The organism is Acrocarpospora sp. B8E8, from assembly GCF_039871605.1.
GTDB classification, from domain to species: Bacteria; Actinomycetota; Actinomycetes; order Streptosporangiales; family Streptosporangiaceae; genus Acrocarpospora; species Acrocarpospora macrocephala.
The window spans coordinates 24,929-40,870 of record NZ_JBDPLV010000055.1 but is presented as its reverse complement, the minus strand read 5'-3'; the positions used below and the strand labels follow the sequence as shown (position 1 = coordinate 40,870).

Sequence of the window (15,942 nt, the reverse complement as noted above, 5' to 3'; positions counted from 1 at the left end):
ATTTCGTTCGCTTCGCGTAAGCAGGAGTCTCAGCCGCACCAGGGGCCCCACGCGGCACGAGCTATGCCATTGCCGGGGGCGCGATTAGCATTGTGTGGGTGTCGAGTGGGTCATACCTCCGCTTTCCCCACATTCACCGCGACCTTCTGGCTTTTGTCGCCGAGGATGATGTCTGGATCGCTCCGCTGGGCGGTGGCAGGGCCTGGCGGCTGACCATCGACCGGGTCCGGGCGAGCCATCCGAGGATCTCGCCGGACGGCGCCCGGGTGGCCTGGACGAGCTGGCGCGATACCGATCCGGAGGTGCACGTCGCGCCGGTCGAGGGCGGGCCTGCGACGCGGGCGACCCACTGGGCCAACTACCGCACCCGGGTGCGCGGCTGGGCCGATCCGCAGACGGTGGTGGCCACGGCGGCGCATGACCAGCCGTTCCACTTCTGGACCATGGCGTACACGGTGCCGGTGGCGGGCGGGCCCGGCACGCGGCTGCCGTACGGGCCGGTCTCGGATCTGCAGCTGGCCGGGGGGCGGACGCTGCTGCTCACCGGCTCCGCCAGCCACGATCCGGCGCACTGGAAGCGGTATCGGGGCGGCGGGACCGGGCGGCTGTGGCTGGACGGAACCCGGGTGCCGCTCGCCGTGGAGGGGCAGCTGGCCGCGCCGATGCTGGTCGGGGAGCGGATCGTGTTCCTGTCCGACCACGAGGGGGTGGGGAACCTCTACTCGTGCGCGCTGGACGGCTCCGACCTGGTCAAGCACACCGACCACCACGATTTCTACGCCCGCCAGGCGGCCACCGACGGGGAGCGGATCGTGTACGCCAGGGCCGGCGAGCTGTGGCTGCTGCCCAGCCTGGACGCGGCGCCGGAGCGGCTGGAGGTGACGCTGGGGGGCGCGGGGCGGGGGCGGCAGGCGTACCCGGCGCATCCGCATGTCCGGAATCTGGCCTGTGACGCGACCGGGCGGGCGAGCGTGGTCGAAGTGGCCGGAACGGTGCACTGGCTGACCCACGAGGACGGGCCCGCCCGCGCGCTGTCGTCCCGGCCGGGCGTGCGCGCCCGCCTGCCGATCGTGCTCGGCGGCCACGAACCGCCCGAGTCCAAGGACGACGAGAAGAAGGACGAGGAGAAGGACGAGCCCAAGGAGAACGGGGAGGAGCCGGACGAGAAGAAGAAGCTCGGCAAGCGGATCAACGGCCCGGCCGCCTGGGTGACCGACGCGGCCGGGGAGGACGGCATCGAGCTGGCCGAACCCGGCGGCACGGTCCGGACCATCGCCGCCGGGGAGCTCGGCCGGGTGGTCGGCCTGGAAGCGTCCCCGGACGGCTCGATGATCGCCGTGTCCTGCCACGACGGCCGGCTCCTGCTGATCCGGGTGGAGACGGGCGCCATCACCGAGCTCACCCGCACCGCCAACGGCCGGATCACCGGCATGGGCTTCGACCCGCGCAGCGAGTGGCTGGTCTGGTGCCACCCGGTGAGCGGCTTCTCCAGCGCGATCAGGATGGCCCGCCTCCCGGAGGAGGGCACGGAGATCGGCACCGAGATCGCCGTCGTGGAGGTGACCGACGGCAGGTTCACCGACACCTGGCCCGCGTTCACCCTCGACGGCCGCCACCTCGCCTTCCTGTCCCGGCGCGGCTTCGACGCCATCTACGACGCGCACAGCTTCGACCTGGCGTTCCCGCTCGGCTCCCGCCCCTACCTGCTGCCCCTGCAGGCGGGCGCGCCGTCCCCGTTCGCGCCGTCGGTCCTCGGCCGCCCGGTGGAGAGCCCCAACGGCGACTCCCCGGTCGAGACGGACATCGAGGGCCTGGAGGGCCGGATCGTGGCGCTGCCGGTGCCGGAGGCCCGCTACTACGGCCTGCGCGCGGTCAAGGGCGGCCTGGCCTGGCTTCGCTGGCAGGCCGGGGAGAGCCCCACCCTGGAACGCTTCGACCTGGACAAGCGCAAGTGCGAGGAGCTGGCCGAGGGGATCGGCCGGTTCTCGGTCAGCGGCGACGGCGCCAAGGTCGTGGTGCTGGACGGCCACGAGGTGCGGGTGATCTCCGCCACCGGCAAGAACGGCGACGGCGTCACGGTGGACCTGTCCAGGATCCGGGTCGAGGTGGATCCGGTGCGGCGGTGGCGGCAGGCGTACGCGGAGGCCGGGCGGATCGTCCGCGACCACTTCTGGGTCGCCGACATGGCCGGCGTGGACTGGCCGGGCGTGCTGGCGCGGTACCGCCCGTGGCTGGACCGGATCGCGGGCGGCGACGACTTCGCCGACCTGCTGGCCGAGGCCGTCGGCGAGCTGGGCGCCTCACACGCCTACGTGTTCGGCCGGGCCTGGGGCTCCGGCCGGTATGTCGGCATGCTCGGCGCCGACCTCGCCCCCGACACCGACGGCCTGTGGCGGATCCGCCGCATCTACCCCGCCGAACTGTCCGACCCGCACGCCCGCTCCCCCCTGCAGGGCACCGGCGTACGGCCGGGCGACGCCCTGCTGGCCATCGACGGCCACCCGATCGACCCCCGCAAGGGCCCCGCCGAACTCCTGGTGGACACCGCGGGCCGCGCGATCGAGCTCACCGTCGAATCCGGCGACAAGATCAGCAGGATCGCGGTCGTCCCCGTCATCGACGACGTCTACCTGCGCTACCACGCCTGGGTGGGCGACCGCCGCGCCCGCGTCCGGGAACTCTCCGACGGCAAGCTGGGCTACCTGCACGTGCCCGACATGGGCCCGTCCGGCTGGGCCCAGCTGCATCGCGACCTGTCCCGCGAGCTCACCATGGCGGGCGTGATCGTGGACGTGCGCGGCAACCGCGGCGGCCACACCTCCGAGCTGGTCGTGGAGAAGCTGTCCCGGCGGATCGTCGGCTGGAACATCTCCCGCCGCTACGAGCCGGAGAGCTACCCCAGGGACGCGCCGCGCGGCCCCGTGGTCGTGCTGTGCGACGAGGAGACCTGCTCGGACGGCGACGTCATCACCGCCGCCGTGCAGTCGCTCGGCCTCGGCCCGGTGGTCGGCGCCCGCACCTGGGGCGGCGTGATCGGCATCGACGGCTGGCACCTGCTCGGCGACGGCTCGGCGATCACCGTCCCCGGCTACGGCTACTGGATCGAACGGTACGGCTGGGAGCTGGAGAACCGCGGCGCGACCCCCGACGTGGAGGTGCTCATCACCCCCGCCGACTGGGCCCGCGGCACCGACCCCCAGCTCGACACCGCGGTACGGCTCGCGCTGGAGGCCCTGGCGGAACGCCCGGCGGGCGGGCCGCCCGACCCGGCGACCCGCCCGTTCCGCGGCCGCTAACCGACCGGCACCGGATCCTTTTCGGACTTCCCCTCCCGGAGCCCGAACCGGTCGTGCAGGCGGCGCAGCGGCCCGGGCGCCCACCAGTTCCAGCGGCCCATCAGCGTCATCGTGGCGGGCACCAGCAGGCAGCGGACCAGCGTGGCGTCCACCGCGATGGCGATGGCCAGCGCCAGGCCCATCTCCTTGATGCCCAGCATCTGCCCGGCCGCGAAGCCGCCGAACACCACGACCATGACCAGCGCCGCCGAGGTGATGATCCTGCCGGAGCGCTGCAGCCCGACCGCGACGGCCCGGTCGTTGGGCAGCCCGGCGTCGTGGAACTCCTTGATCCGGGCCAGCAGGAACACCTCGTAGTCCATGGAGAGCCCGAAGGCGAACATGAACACCAGCACGGGGACCCAGGTCTCCAGCGTCCCCGTCGGGGTGAACCCCAGCACCTCCGCTAAGAACCCATCCTGAAATATCAGGACTATCGCCCCGAAGGCGGCGCCGAGCGACAGCGTGTTCATGAGGAGCGCCTTGACCGGCACCAGGACCGAGCCGGTGAGCAGGAACAACATCACGAACGAGCCGAGCGCCACCACGCCGATGGCCCACGGCAGGCGTCCGGCCATCTCCGCCCGGAAGTCCATCAGCCCGGCCGCGTTGCCGGTCACGTACAGCGGAAACGCGGGCCGGTGGTCCCGTAACCAGGTGACCGCGTCCTCGGCCCGGGCGTCCCGGCCGTCCCCGACCGGGAAGACCTCCGCCATCGCGACGTCAGGCGCCAGCTGCCGGGCCCGCCCCACCTGCGCGAACCCCCGCAGCGTGCCCAGATACCCCTGGAGCTCCGCCTGCGTCGAGCGCGCCACCAGCTGGATCGCCGGTGCGTCGCCGCCCGGGAACCGGTCCCGGGTGATGTTGGCCACCTGGCGGCTCTCGAAGCCGACCGGCAGCAGATCGGCGCCTCCGTTGCCGAACCGGACCCCCAGGAACGGCAGCCCCGAGACCACCAGCACCAGCCCGACCACCGCCACGGTGGTGACCGGCCGCCGCTGCACCGCCCGCGCCAGCCGCGCGAAGCGGCCCTCGTCCGAGCCGGCCCGCTGCGGTTTGATCCGGTTCCCGAGCGCCCCCAGCAGCGCCGGGGTCAGCGTCAGGGAGGCCAGCACGGCCACCGCGACCACGCTCACTCCGGCCGCGCCGATGGCGTGGTAGAAGGGCGACTGGAAGACGAACAGCCCGGCCAGCGACACGCCGACGATGACCGCCGAGTAGCCGATCGCCCGCCCGGCCGTGGCCGCCGCCCGCTCGATCGCGCCCGCCACCTCGTGGTCGCGGCGTTCCTCCTTGTAGCGGCTGACGTACAGCAGGGCGTAGTCCAGCGAGAGCCCCAGGCTGAGCACGGTGGTCACCGGGACGATGTTCGGGTCCAGGTCGCCCAGGGTGGAGAAGCCGTACAGGGTGAGCAGCGCGCCCGCGATCGAGCAGAGCGCGCCGAGCACCGGCACGCCCGCCGCCAGGAACCCGCCGAAGACCAGCACCATGACCACCAGCGCGGCCGGGATGGAGATCAGCTCGGCGCGCGTGGTGTCCTGGGCGACCTGCTGGTTCACCTCCCGGTTCACCAGCGCCCTGCCGCCCGCCAGCACCCGCAGGCCGGGCGCGGAGATGGCGTGCAGCCGCTCGGCGACGCGATCCACGGCCTCCGTGGTCTGCTCGGCGGACAGGTCGTTGACCAGGTCCACGACGATCAGTCCCGCCTTGCCGTCGGTCGAGGTCAGCCGCTCGCTGTCCCACGCGGACCGGACCTGGTGCACGCCCGGGATGAGCTTGAGGTCGGCCACGGCGGCGGTGGCCTGGCCGCGGACGGCCTCCACCGGCGGGCCGTCCAGGAGGCCGGTCACCCGGCCGCCGGTGGGGGAGTGCTCGTCGATCAGGTTCGCGCCCCGCACCGATTCGAAGACCGGGGAGGCGCGCTGGGGTTCGAGGCGGTCGAAGACCTGGCTGCCGAACCCGAAGCCCGCCAGGAGCAGGCCGGTCCAGAACAGCAGCACCAGGCGGCGACGGCGGAAGCAGAGGCGACCGAGGGCGGCGAACATGGTCACGATTCTGGCGTCACCGCGACGAACGCCACATCCGCCGAGAGGAGGAGCGCGCTCCTTCCCTTATCCGATCTTTCCGATCTTTCTGAGAACCTGTTCCGGATCACATCCGTATCAAGGGGAGACATTCCAAGGAGCGCCCCATGTTCGACGAAATCCTCGGTCTTCCGCTGCACCCGCTGGTCACCCACGCGGCGGTGGTCTTCTCCCCGCTGCTGGCGGTCCTGTCCGCCGCGTACGCCCTGATCCCGCGCTTCCGCCCCCGGCTGGACTGGGCGGTCGCCCTGCTCGCCGTGGCCGCCCCCATCACCGTCTTCGTGGCCAAGGAGAGCGGCGAGGCGTTCAAGACCCGGCTCTTCCAGGACCAGACCCCCGAGCCGGTGGCCACCCACGAGTCCTTCGCCAACCCGCTGCTGATCGCCTCCATCGCCCTGGGCGTGCTGGCGCTGGTGCTGGTCTACGCGGCCAACCGGTCCACCCGCCAGTCCGCGATGATCGTGGGCGCGCTGACCGTGGTCGCGGCGGCCGTGGTCGGCTACTACGTGTTCCGGGCCGGGCACTCCGGCGCGACCGCGGTGTGGGGAGGCTGAGCTAGGCTCCCCATGTGGAGAGCTTGTTCGATGCGGCGGCGAGGGACGCCACTCCCGAGCCGCTCGCCGTCCGGATGCGGCCGCGCACCCTGGACGAGGTGATCGGCCAGCGGCACCTGCTCGGCTCCGGCACGCCGCTGCGGCGCCTGGTCGAGAGCGAGGCGCCGATGTCGCTGTTCCTGTGGGGGCCGCCAGGCACCGGCAAGACCACCCTCGCCTACGTCGTCTCCAACGTGACCAAACGCCGGTTCGTGGAGGTCTCCGCCGTCTCCGCCGGGGTCAAGGACGTCCGGGCCGCCATCGACGCGGCCCGGACCGAGCTGGGCATGACCGGCCGCCAGACCGTGCTGTTCGTGGACGAGGTGCACCGCTTCAACAAGGCCCAGCAGGACGCGCTGCTCCCGGCCGTGGAGAACCGCTGGGTCACCTTCATCGGCGCCACCACCGAGAACCCGTTCTTCTCGGTGATCTCCCCGCTGCTGTCCCGCTCGCTGCTGCTCACCCTGGAGTCGCTCGGCGACGAGGACGTGGCCGAGGTCGTCGGCCGCGCCCTCACCGACCCGCGCGGCCTGGCCGGGCGCGCCACCCTCCACCCCGACGCCCTGGCCCAGCTGGTACGGCTGGCGGGCGGCGACGCCCGGCGTTCCCTGACCTACCTGGAGGCCGCCGCCCTGCTGGCCGACGACATCACCGTCGAGGTGGTCGAGAAGGCCGTCGACAAGGCCGCGGTCCGGTACGACCGGCAGGGCGACCAGCACTACGACGTGATCAGCGCGTTCATCAAGAGCATGCGCGGCTCCGACGCCGACGCCGCCGTGCACTACCTGGCCCGGATGGTCGAGGCAGGGGAGGACCCGCGCTTCATCGCCCGCCGCATCGTCATCTTCGCCTCCGAGGACGTCGGCCTGGCCGACCCCACCTGCCTGCAGGTCGCGGTCGCCGCCGCCCAGGCGGTCGAGTTCATCGGCCTGCCCGAAGGCAAGATCAACCTGGCCCACGCGGTCATCCACTGCGCCCTGGCCCCCAAGTCCAACGCGGTCGTCAAGGCCATCGGCGCGGCCTCCGACGACGTGCGGCGCGGCGCGATCGGGCACGTCCCCGGCCACCTGCGGGACGCCCACTACGGCGGGGCCAAGAAGCTGGGCCACGGCGACGGCTACAAGTACCCGCACGACTTCGACCACGGCCTGGTCAAGCAGGACTACGCGCCGGAGGAGCTCCGCGACCGGCGGTACTACGAACCCACCACCCATGGCGCGGAAGCCCCCGTGGCCGAACGCTGGGCCAAAATCCGCGCTTTCCTGCGCGGGGCGTGACCACCCGGCTCACGGGCAGAGCGCGATAGGGTCTTGCCATTCCAGCCAGGATCATCTAGGAGGCCGCATGCTCACCGCGGGAGAGGTCGCGGGCCTGATCGTCGCCCTGTTCTGGGCGATCCTCGTCTGCTTCCTGGCGTTCGTCCTGGTCAAGCTGGCCCGCCTGCTCGTCGAGACCACCAAGATGGTCTCCGAGCTGGGGGAGCGGGTCGGGCCGCTGCTGGAAGACGTCAGCTTCACGATCAACGAGACCAACCGGCAGCTGGTGGCCGTCGAGGCGATCGCCGAGAACATGAAGCACGCCAGCGGCGACATGGCCAAGCTCACCGGCGTCGCCTCCTCGATCGTGGCCGGGCCGATCGTCAAGATCTCCTCGATCGCGCACGGCGTCAAGGCCGCGCTGACCCGCCGCCGCCCGCGCATGATCGGCGGGAGGAAATCGTGATCCGCCGGTTGTTCTACATGGCGCTGGGCGCGTATCTGGCCGTCTGGGTGCAGCGCAGGCTGCGCGCGCTCAAGCCCGACCACGTCGCCCGGCGGGCCGCCGACCAGCTCAGGGGCTTCGCGGCCGACGTCCGCGACCAGGCGTGGAGCCGGGAAACCGAGTTGCGCGCCCGCTATGGACTGGACAGTGTAAGTACGACACAACAACTACCACCGAACGTAAGGGATGGCCGCTGATATGGAGTCGGCAGAGATCGCCCGCCGCTTCCTGCGCTTCTTCGAAGAGCGCGGGCACACCGTCGTGCCCTCGGCCAGCCTGATAGCCGAGGATCCGACCCTGCTGCTGGTCCCCGCGGGCATGGTGCCGTTCAAGCCCTACTTCCTGGGGCAGCGCACCCCGCCGGCCAAGCGCCTGGCCAGCGCCCAGAAGTGCGTCCGCACCCCGGACATCGACGAGGTCGGCAAGACCACCCGGCACGCCACCTTCTTCCAGATGCTCGGCAACTTCTCCTTCGGCGACTACTTCAAGGACGACGCGATCCCGTTCGCCTGGGAGCTGCTCACCAAGCCGCAGTCCGAGGGCGGCTTCGGCTTCGCCGAGGACAAGCTCTGGGTGACCGTCTACCTGGACGACGACGAGGCCGCCGACATCTGGCACAAGAAGGTCGGCGTGCCGAAGGAGCGCATCCAGCGCCGCGGCATCATCGACAACTTCTGGTCCATGGGCGTGCCGGGCCCGTGCGGCCCCTGCTCGGAGATCTACTTCGACCGCGGCCCCGACTACGGCGTGGACGGCGGCCCGATCGCCGACGAGAACCGCTACCTCGAGGTGTGGAACAACGTCTTCATGCAGTTCGAGCGCGGCGCGGGCGGCGCCAAGGAGGACTTCCCGATCCTCGGCGAGCTGCCCAGCAAGAACATCGACACCGGCATGGGCCTGGAGCGCATGGCGGCGATCCTGCAGGGCGTCGACAACATCTACGAGATCGACACCACCTACAAGATCCTGGACCGGGCCGCCCAGCTCACCAAGGCCAACTACGGCCGCGACCCGCGCGCCGACATCAGCCTGCGGGTCGTCGCCGACCACGTGCGCACCGGCACCATGCTGGTGGCCGACGGCGTGCTGCCCAGCAACGAGGGCCGCGGCTACGTGCTGCGCCGCATCCTGCGCCGCTCGATCCGCAACCTGCGTTTGCTCGGCTCCGGCGAGGACCGCTACATGCACGAGCTCACCGGCGTCGCCATCGACGTCATGGGCGAGCAGTATCCCGAGCTCAAGGCCGACGCGCCGCAGATCCACGGCGTCATCGACGCCGAGGAGGCCTCTTTCCTCGGCACCCTGCGCACCGGTACCGCGATCTTCGACGTGGCGGTGGAGGAGACCAAGCGCAAGGGCGCGGCCACCCTGGGCGGCGAGAAAGCCTTCCAGCTGCACGACACCTACGGCTTCCCCATCGACCTCACCCTGGAGATGGCCTCCGAGCAGGGCCTGAAGGTCGACGAGGAGGGTTTCCGGCGGCTCATGAAGGAGCAGCGCGACCGCGCCAAGGCCGACGCGAAGGCCAAGAAGACCGGCAACGCCGACATCTCCGTCTTCGGGCAGCTGCTGGAGAGGACCGGCAAGGTCGACTTCCTCGGCTACGACCACGTCAGCGCCGAATCCGAGATCGCCGGCATCCTGCTGGACGGCGTCTCCGTCCCCGCCGCCGGGGCGGGCAGCACGGTCGAGATCGTGCTCACCCGCACCCCGTTCTACGCCGAGGGCGGCGGCCAGCTCGCCGACCAGGGCGTGATCAGGACCGACGGCGCCCAGGTCGACGTGGTGGACACCCAGACCCCGCTGGCGGGCGTGATCGTGCACCGCGGCAAGGTCAGGACCGGCGAGATCCGGGTCGGCGACCAGGCCATGGCCGAGATCGACGTCGACCGCCGCCGGGCCATCTCGCGCAGCCACACCGCCACCCACCTGGTGCACCGCGGCTTCCGCAACGCGCTCGGCGAGACCGCCGCGCAGGCCGGTTCGGAGAACTCGCCCGGCCGCTTCCGCTTCGACTTCACCGCGGCCGGGGCGGTTCCCCCCAGCGTGCTCCGCGACGTGGAGGACGAGGTCAACGCGATCCTGATCAACGACCTCAAGGTCAACGCCTTCCACACCACCCAGGCCGAGGCCCGCGCCATGGGCGCGCTCGCCCTGTTCGGCGAGAAGTACGGCGACACCGTCCGCATCGTCGAGGTCGGCGACTACTCCCGCGAGCTCTGCGGCGGCACCCACGTGGCCAGCTCGGGCCAGCTCGGCCTGGTCAAGGTGCTCGGCGAGGCGTCCATCGGCGCGGGCGTGCGCCGGGTGGAGGCCCTGGTCGGCCTGGACGCGTTCCGCTTCCTGGCCCGGGAGAGCGTGCTGGTCGCCCAGCTCAGCGAGCAGCTCAAGGCGCGCCGCGAGGAGCTGCCCGAGCGCATCGACGGCATCCTCACCCGGCTGCGCGCGGCGGAGAAGGAGCTGGAGCGGCTGCGCTCCGCCCAGGTCCTCGCGGTCGCGGGCGAGCTGGCCGCCGGCGCCGCCGACCTGAACGGCGTGGCTGTCGTGGCGCACCGCGCGCCTGCTGGAACTACCCCTGATGACCTGCGTAAACTCGCCCTGGACGTGCGCGGCCGGTTCCCGGCTGAACGCGCCGCGGTGGTTGTCGTGGCCGGAGTTCCCTCCGATCGGCCGGTCGTCGTCGCCGCTGTCAACGAGGCGGGGCGCGGACGAGGGCTCAAGGCGGGCCAGTTGGTCGGCGTCGCCGCCAAGGCGCTTGGGGGTGGCGGTGGCGGCAAGGACGATGTCGCGCAGGGTGGCGGAGCCCGGCCGGAGGCGATCGGCGACGCGCTGCGCGCCGTCGAGTCGGCGATCTCCGCGGCGATCGCGTGAGCGTGCCGTGAGACGGGGCGTCCGGCTCGGGGTGGACGTCGGCTCGGTCCGGATCGGGGTCGCCCGCAGCGACCCCTCCGGCCTGCTGGCCACCCCGGTCGAGACGGTCCGGCGCGGCAAGGGCGATCTGGACCGGCTCGCGGCGCTCGCGGCCGAACACGAGGCGATCGAGGTCGTGGTGGGCCTGCCCACCACGCTGTCGGGCCGGGAGTCGCACGCCGCGTCGGCCGCGCGGGACTTCGCCGCCCGCCTGTCCGTACGGCTGGCGCCGGTCGAGGTCCGGCTGTACGACGAGCGCCTGACCACGGTCACCGCGACCCAGGGCCTGCGCTCCAGCGGCGTCAAGGCCAGGAACCAGCGCGACATCATCGACCAGGCCGCGGCGGTAGTACTGCTCCAGGCCGCCCTGGACACCGAACGCAGCACAGGAAGACCACCCGGCCACCCTCTCGACCCGCCCCCCGGTGGAGAAACGCGCGGCGGGACCGCCCGGTGACCCCGGTGGACGGGGACGACAGCCCGTTCCTGCTCTCCCGCGACGACGGCAAGCCACCGAAACAGCGCGGCAACCGGACCAAGGTGATCGTGGTCACCGGCACGGCGGCGGTCGCCGTCGCCGGGATCGTCGGGGCGCGCCTGGTGCTCGGCCCGCTGCTGGCGCCCGACGACTTCGAGGGCACCGGCACCGGCGCGGTGACCGTGGAGATCAAACCGGGCCAGACCGCCGGGCAGATCGCCGAGACCCTCTCGGAGGCCGGCGTCGTCGCGACCGCACGGTCCTTCGTCCGGGTGGTCCGGCAGCGCGACAAGGAGAACAGCCTGCGGCCGGGACGCTACCGGCTCAACCGGGGCATGGCCGCCGGCGCCGCCCTGGACCAGCTGGTCAGCGGCAAGGCCCGGCTGATCAAGAAGGTCGCCGTGCCGGAGGGCATGCGCGTCAACGAGGCTTTGGCCAGGCTCGCCACCGGCTCCGGCATCCCGCTGGCGCATTTCCAGCAGGCCGTCGCCCAGCCGCTGGGCCTCGGCCTCCCGCAGTACGCCAAGGGGCAGGTCGAGGGCTTCCTGTTCCCCGCCACGTACGAGATCGAGACCGACACCACCGCGCAGAGCCTGCTCACCGCCATGGTCGCCAAGTACCGGCACATGGCCGAGCAGATCAGGCTGGAGGAGAACGCCGCCAAGCGGAAGCTCACCCCGCTGCAGGCGCTCACCGTGGCCAGCATCATCCAGGCCGAGGGAGGCCGGGACGAGGACTATCCGAAGATCGCTAGAGTGATCTACAACCGGTTGGCCAAGGGCGCCAAACTGGAGATGGACTCGACCGTCCTCTACGCCCAGGGCCGGCATTCCCTCCGAGTCTCCGCGAAGGACATCAAGGTGAGCTCGCCGTACAACACCTACCGGCACACGGGTCTGCCGCCGGGGCCGATCGGAAGCTCGGGGGAGAAGGCGTTGCACGCCGCCCTGCATCCGGCCAAGGGTGATTGGTACTGGTTTGTCACCACCGATCCAGGACGTAGAATCACGAAATTCACTGACAAGGAAGCTGAGTTCGTGAAATATCGGGAAGAGCTGAACAGATACCTCGGGGCCGACTAGGCCACCGGTTCACCGCCCATGACCTCCCCCGATGTCGCGGGCGGCCGAGCCGAGCGACCAATCCGACCCGCCTCCCCCCTCGGTTCTGCTCTCTCGCTTGACGCGGAGCGGGTCGGACCGGGAGATTGGCCTGCGCACTATGAACGATCTCGACATGGACTCGCTGCTGGGCGACGCCGAGGACGAGGGGCCGTCCCGGCGGCGGTCCCGCGCTCCCTCCCGCCGCCAGCAGGCGCGCGGCCGCAAGCGCCGCCGCCGCACCCGCCGCAAGGGCGCGGCCGCCTCGATCATCGCGGTCGTGGTGATCGTCGCCATCCTGGGCGGCGGCGGATACCTGGCCTACAACTGGGTCCGCGGGGTCATGATCCCCAAGGATTACACCGGCCAGGGCAGTGGTGAGGTGACCATCGAGATCGCCGAGGGCGCGTCGGCGGGTGAGGTCGCGCAGACGCTGGAGGAGCAGGGCGTGGTCGCCAGCGCGCGGGCCTTCGTCAACGCCGTCGACGCGGCGGGCAAGGGCGCCTCGCTCCAGCCGGGCTCCTACGTCATGCGCAAGCAGATGTCCGCCGCCGCGGCGGTCATCCTGCTGGATCCCGAGCACCAGGTGCTCAGGAAGGTCACCATCCCCGAGGGCAACCGGCTCAGCAAGATCTTCACCACCCTGGCCACCGCCACCGGCAAGTCCGTGGACGAGTTCAAGGAGGCGGCCCGCGGCGACCTCGGCCTGCCCGAGTACGCCAAGGGCAAGCTGGAGGGCTACGCCTTCCCGGCCACCTACCAGTTCCCCCCGAACATCTCGGCGAGCCAGATCCTCACCCGGATGGTCGACCGCTTCAACGAGACCGCCGCCAAGGACGACCTGGAGGCGGAGGCCGGCAAGCGCGGCTTCAGCCCGCACGACATCATGACGATCGCCAGCATCGTCCAGGCCGAGTCCGGCAGCCAGGACGACATGCCCAAGGTCGCCCGCGTCATCTACAACCGCCTGGCGCTCAAGCCGCCGATGCTGCTCCAGATGGACAGCACCCTGATGTACGGCCTCAACAAGTACGGCATCGCCGCCACCAACGCCGAGACCCAGAGTAACTCCAAGTACAACACCTACAAGTTCCACGGCCTCCCGCCCGGCCCGATCTCCAACCCGGGCGACCACGCCATCCAGGCCGCGCTGCACCCGGCCAAGGGCGACTGGATCTACTTCGTGACCACCGACCCGGCCAAGGGCATCACCAAGTTCACCGCCAGCGAGGATGAGTTCTGGAAGCTCCGCGACGAGTTCAACCGCAACAACCAATGATGAGGCGCGCCGCCGTTCTCGGCTTCCCGGTCACGCACTCGCTCTCGCCCGTGCTGCATCGCACGGCGTACGAGGCGCTGGGCCTGACCGGGTGGCGCTACGACGCGATCGAGTGCGCCGAGGACGGCCTGGCCCCCTTCGTCGCCGGGCTCGGCCCGGAATGGGCGGGCCTGTCGCTGACCATGCCGCTCAAGCGGGTGGTGTTCCCGCTCCTGGACACCGTCTCCGGCCTGGCCGTCCAGGTCGGCGCGGCGAACACGGTGATCTTCAGGGACGGCGCGCGGCACGGCGAGAACACCGACGTGCACGGCATCGTGCGGGCTCTGGCCGAGGCCGGGGTGTCCCGCCCCCGCTCCGCCACCATCCTGGGCGGCGGCGCGACGGCCGCCTCCGCCCTGGGCGCGCTGCGCGAGCTCGGCCTGGACGAGGCCGCGCTGGTGGTCCGCGACCCGGCCAGGGCCGGGGAGACCCTGGCGGTGGCCGACCGGCTCGGCCTGAGCGTGCGCACCCAGACCTTCGACAAGTTCGACGCCGAGGTGGACCTGCTGATCTCCACCCTGCCCTCGGGCGCGGCCGACGCCTTCGCGGGCGTGGCCACCCGGGCCGGCGCGGTGTTCGACGTGGTCTACTCGCCGTGGCCGACGATGCTGGTCTCGGGAGCGCGTAAGGTCATAGGCGGGTTCTCGATGCTGCTGCACCAGGCCGCGCGCCAGGTGGAGCTCATGACGGGCAGCACGATCGCCCCGGTGGAGGAGATGCGGCGCGCCGGGGAGGCCGAGCTGATCAGGCGCGGGGAATGAACCGGAGCAGTTCTCGGTTCATGATAGTGTTGTAAATCGATCGGTCTGGCATACCAGCTGGACGCGCAAGCGGAGGTCCTCCTCCCACCTGATCGGCCGAGAGGCCGACGGGTCAAGGATCACATTGAGAGTTTTCGGACTCAGTGGCCCCGCATGCGTGACGTGTGGGGTCTTTTGTCGTTTCTTCCACACGGTCGAGCACTCAAGCGGAAGTCCCTTGGAGGTCCCATCAGCACCGAGCCCCGCATCAATGATCGTATTCGTGTGCCCGAGGTTCGCCTCGTCGGCCCGAACGGCGAGCAGGTCGGCATCGTGTCCATTCATGACGCGCTGAAGCTGGCCCAGGAGGCCGATCTCGACCTGGTCGAGGTGGCCGCCACCGCTCGTCCGCCCGTGTGCAAGCTCATGGACTACGGCAAGTTCAAGTACGAGTCGGCCATGAAGGCGCGCGAGGCGCGCCGCAACCAGGCACACACGATCATCAAGGAGATCAAGCTCCGGCCGAAGATCGACCCGCACGACTACGAGACCAAGAAGGGTCACGTCGTGCGCTTCCTCAAGGCGGGGGACAAGGTCAAGGTCACGATCATGTTCCGCGGGCGCGAGCAGTCCCGGCCGGAACTGGGCTTCAGACTCCTGCAGCGGCTCGCCGAGGACGTCACGGAGCTGGGCTTCGTGGAGTCGCAGGCCAAGCAGGACGGCCGGAACATGATCATGGTGATCGGGCCGCATAAGAAGAAGGCTGAGGCCAAGGCCGAGAAGGCGGCGGCCAGGGCACAGCGCGGCGATGAGTCAGCGGGTGATCCCCCCGTGGAGGCCGCCGCGAGCGAGTCGCAACCACAGCAGTAACACGCTGTGAAGTCGGGGCCGAGGCTGGTCTCGAACGAGTCAGGCATGCCGGTGACTCGGGCCCCGACAAGGCCCGGGGAACCGGCACGGGAACAAACGAGGGAGAGACGGCTCCATGCCGAAGATGAAGACGCACAGTGGTGCGAAAAAGCGGTTCCGGATCACCGGTTCCGGCAAGATCATTCGCCGGCGTGCCAACCGGAAGCACCTTTTCGAGCACAAGCCGTCCACTCGTACGCGCCGGCTGGAGAATGACATCGTCATCTCCGAAGCCGACCGCAAGAAGATCAAGAAGCTGCTCGCTAAGTAACCCCCGGGGAGATAGATACACATGGCACGCGTGAAGCGGGCGCTCAACGCCAAGAAGAAGCGCCGCGTCGTCCTCGAGCGGGCGAGCGGCTACCGGGGTCAGCGGTCCAGGCTGTACCGCAAGGCCAAGGAGCAGATGCTCCACTCGATGACCTACGCCTACCGGGACCGCAAGGACAAGAAGGGCACCTTCCGGCGCCTCTGGATCCAGCGGGTCAACGCGGCGGCCCGGGCCAACGGCATGACCTACAACCGGTTCATCCAGGGCCTGCGACTGGCCGGCATCGAGGTGGACCGCAAGATCCTGGCCGACCTCGCGGTCAATGACAGCCAGACCTTCGCCACGCTGGTCGAGGCCGCCAAGAAGGCGCTCCCGGCCGACGTGAACGCACCGGTCGCCTGAACCGTCGTACGCGCGGAGGGGCTCACCGACGAGGTGGGCCC

The 15,942-nt window shown here is 70.9% G+C and carries 14 protein-coding genes; 13 read left to right on the top strand and 1 reads right to left on the bottom strand.

The window, feature by feature from the left end; genetic code table 11:
• Positions 1–98: 98 nt before the first annotated feature.
• Positions 99–3,296, top strand: a complete 3,198-nt coding sequence (locus ABGB08_RS38570; RefSeq protein WP_347601092.1) for a S41 family peptidase — start codon at positions 99–101, stop codon at positions 3,294–3,296.
• Here ABGB08_RS38570 and ABGB08_RS38565 read toward each other — a convergent pair.
• Positions 3,293–5,380: an MMPL family transporter gene (locus ABGB08_RS38565; RefSeq protein ID WP_347601090.1), complete on the bottom strand. Its 2,088-nt coding sequence runs from the start codon at positions 5,378–5,380 to the stop codon at positions 3,293–3,295. The genes ABGB08_RS38570 and ABGB08_RS38565 overlap by 4 nt on opposite strands.
• Before the next feature lie 146 nt (positions 5,381–5,526).
• On the opposite strand from ABGB08_RS38565, the gene ABGB08_RS38560 reads away from it, so the two are divergent.
• The 12 genes from ABGB08_RS38560 (at position 5,527) to rplT (ending at position 15,901) form a co-directional block, all read left to right on the top strand.
• On the top strand, positions 5,527–5,973 hold the full coding sequence (locus ABGB08_RS38560; protein ID WP_347601088.1) for a DUF2231 domain-containing protein: 447 nt from the start codon (positions 5,527–5,529) through the stop codon (positions 5,971–5,973).
• 74 nt (positions 5,974–6,047) lie between these two features.
• Positions 6,048–7,289: a replication-associated recombination protein A gene (locus ABGB08_RS38555; RefSeq protein WP_347601160.1), complete on the top strand. Its 1,242-nt coding sequence runs from the start codon at positions 6,048–6,050 to the stop codon at positions 7,287–7,289.
• A gap of 67 nt (positions 7,290–7,356) precedes the next feature.
• Positions 7,357–7,734, top strand: coding sequence for a DUF948 domain-containing protein (locus ABGB08_RS38550; RefSeq protein ID WP_155359785.1), 378 nt, complete (start codon positions 7,357–7,359; stop codon positions 7,732–7,734).
• Positions 7,731–7,970, top strand: a complete 240-nt coding sequence (locus tag ABGB08_RS38545; RefSeq protein WP_347601085.1) for a hypothetical protein — start codon at positions 7,731–7,733, stop codon at positions 7,968–7,970. Before ABGB08_RS38550 ends, ABGB08_RS38545 begins: the two co-directional genes overlap by 4 nt.
• A 1-nt stretch (position 7,971) precedes the next feature.
• Positions 7,972–10,644 carry an alanine--tRNA ligase gene (gene alaS, locus ABGB08_RS38540; protein ID WP_347601083.1) on the top strand — a complete coding sequence of 891 codons (2,673 nt, stop codon included), beginning with the start codon at positions 7,972–7,974 and terminating at the stop codon, positions 10,642–10,644.
• Between the two features lie 7 nt (positions 10,645–10,651).
• Positions 10,652–11,140 (top strand): Holliday junction resolvase RuvX, encoded by a 489-nt coding sequence (ruvX, locus tag ABGB08_RS38535; protein WP_347601081.1) that lies wholly within the window; start codon positions 10,652–10,654, stop codon positions 11,138–11,140.
• Positions 11,137–12,243, top strand: coding sequence for an endolytic transglycosylase MltG (gene mltG, locus ABGB08_RS38530; RefSeq protein WP_347601079.1), 1,107 nt, complete (start codon positions 11,137–11,139; stop codon positions 12,241–12,243). The genes ruvX and mltG (ABGB08_RS38530) overlap by 4 nt, the downstream gene beginning before the upstream one ends.
• Positions 12,244–12,382: 139 nt before the next feature.
• Positions 12,383–13,540 (top strand): endolytic transglycosylase MltG, encoded by a 1,158-nt coding sequence (gene mltG / locus ABGB08_RS38525; RefSeq protein ID WP_347601077.1) that lies wholly within the window; start codon positions 12,383–12,385, stop codon positions 13,538–13,540.
• The gene (locus ABGB08_RS38520; RefSeq protein WP_347601158.1) at positions 13,540–14,340 is read left to right on the top strand and encodes a shikimate dehydrogenase; all 801 of its coding nucleotides are present in this window, start codon (positions 13,540–13,542) and stop codon (positions 14,338–14,340) included. The genes mltG (ABGB08_RS38525) and ABGB08_RS38520 overlap by 1 nt, the downstream gene beginning before the upstream one ends.
• Positions 14,341–14,568: 228 nt before the next feature.
• Positions 14,569–15,189: a translation initiation factor IF-3 gene (gene infC / locus ABGB08_RS38515; RefSeq protein WP_344447903.1), complete on the top strand. Its 621-nt coding sequence runs from the start codon at positions 14,569–14,571 to the stop codon at positions 15,187–15,189.
• A 115-nt stretch (positions 15,190–15,304) separates the two neighbouring features.
• Positions 15,305–15,499 carry a 50S ribosomal protein L35 gene (gene rpmI, locus ABGB08_RS38510; RefSeq protein WP_155359791.1) on the top strand — a complete coding sequence of 65 codons (195 nt, stop codon included), beginning with the start codon at positions 15,305–15,307 and terminating at the stop codon, positions 15,497–15,499.
• A 21-nt stretch (positions 15,500–15,520) separates the two neighbouring features.
• A complete protein-coding gene (gene rplT, locus ABGB08_RS38505) occupies positions 15,521–15,901 on the top strand; it encodes a 50S ribosomal protein L20 (protein WP_155346686.1) in 381 nt (126 codons plus the stop codon).
• The last annotated feature ends 41 nt before the right edge of the window (positions 15,902–15,942 follow it).

What these genes read in the sequence shown, in the direction of transcription:
- mltG (WP_347601077.1), top strand. Translation starts at nt 12,383, where the DNA reads ATGAACGATCTCGACATGGACTCGCTGCTGGGCGACGCCGAGGACGAG.
- alaS (WP_347601083.1), top strand. Translation starts at nt 7,972, where the DNA reads ATGGAGTCGGCAGAGATCGCCCGCCGCTTCCTGCGCTTCTTCGAAGAG.
- ABGB08_RS38565 (WP_347601090.1), bottom strand. Translation starts at nt 5,380, where the DNA reads ATGTTCGCCGCCCTCGGTCGCCTCTGCTTCCGCCGTCGCCGCCTGGTG.
- ABGB08_RS38550 (WP_155359785.1), top strand. Translation starts at nt 7,357, where the DNA reads ATGCTCACCGCGGGAGAGGTCGCGGGCCTGATCGTCGCCCTGTTCTGG.
- ABGB08_RS38555 (WP_347601160.1), top strand. Translation starts at nt 6,048, where the DNA reads ATGCGGCCGCGCACCCTGGACGAGGTGATCGGCCAGCGGCACCTGCTC.
- ABGB08_RS38560 (WP_347601088.1), top strand. Translation starts at nt 5,527, where the DNA reads ATGTTCGACGAAATCCTCGGTCTTCCGCTGCACCCGCTGGTCACCCAC.
- rpmI (WP_155359791.1), top strand. Translation starts at nt 15,305, where the DNA reads ATGCCGAAGATGAAGACGCACAGTGGTGCGAAAAAGCGGTTCCGGATC.
- rplT (WP_155346686.1), top strand. Translation starts at nt 15,521, where the DNA reads ATGGCACGCGTGAAGCGGGCGCTCAACGCCAAGAAGAAGCGCCGCGTC.
- ABGB08_RS38520 (WP_347601158.1), top strand. Translation starts at nt 13,540, where the DNA reads ATGAGGCGCGCCGCCGTTCTCGGCTTCCCGGTCACGCACTCGCTCTCG.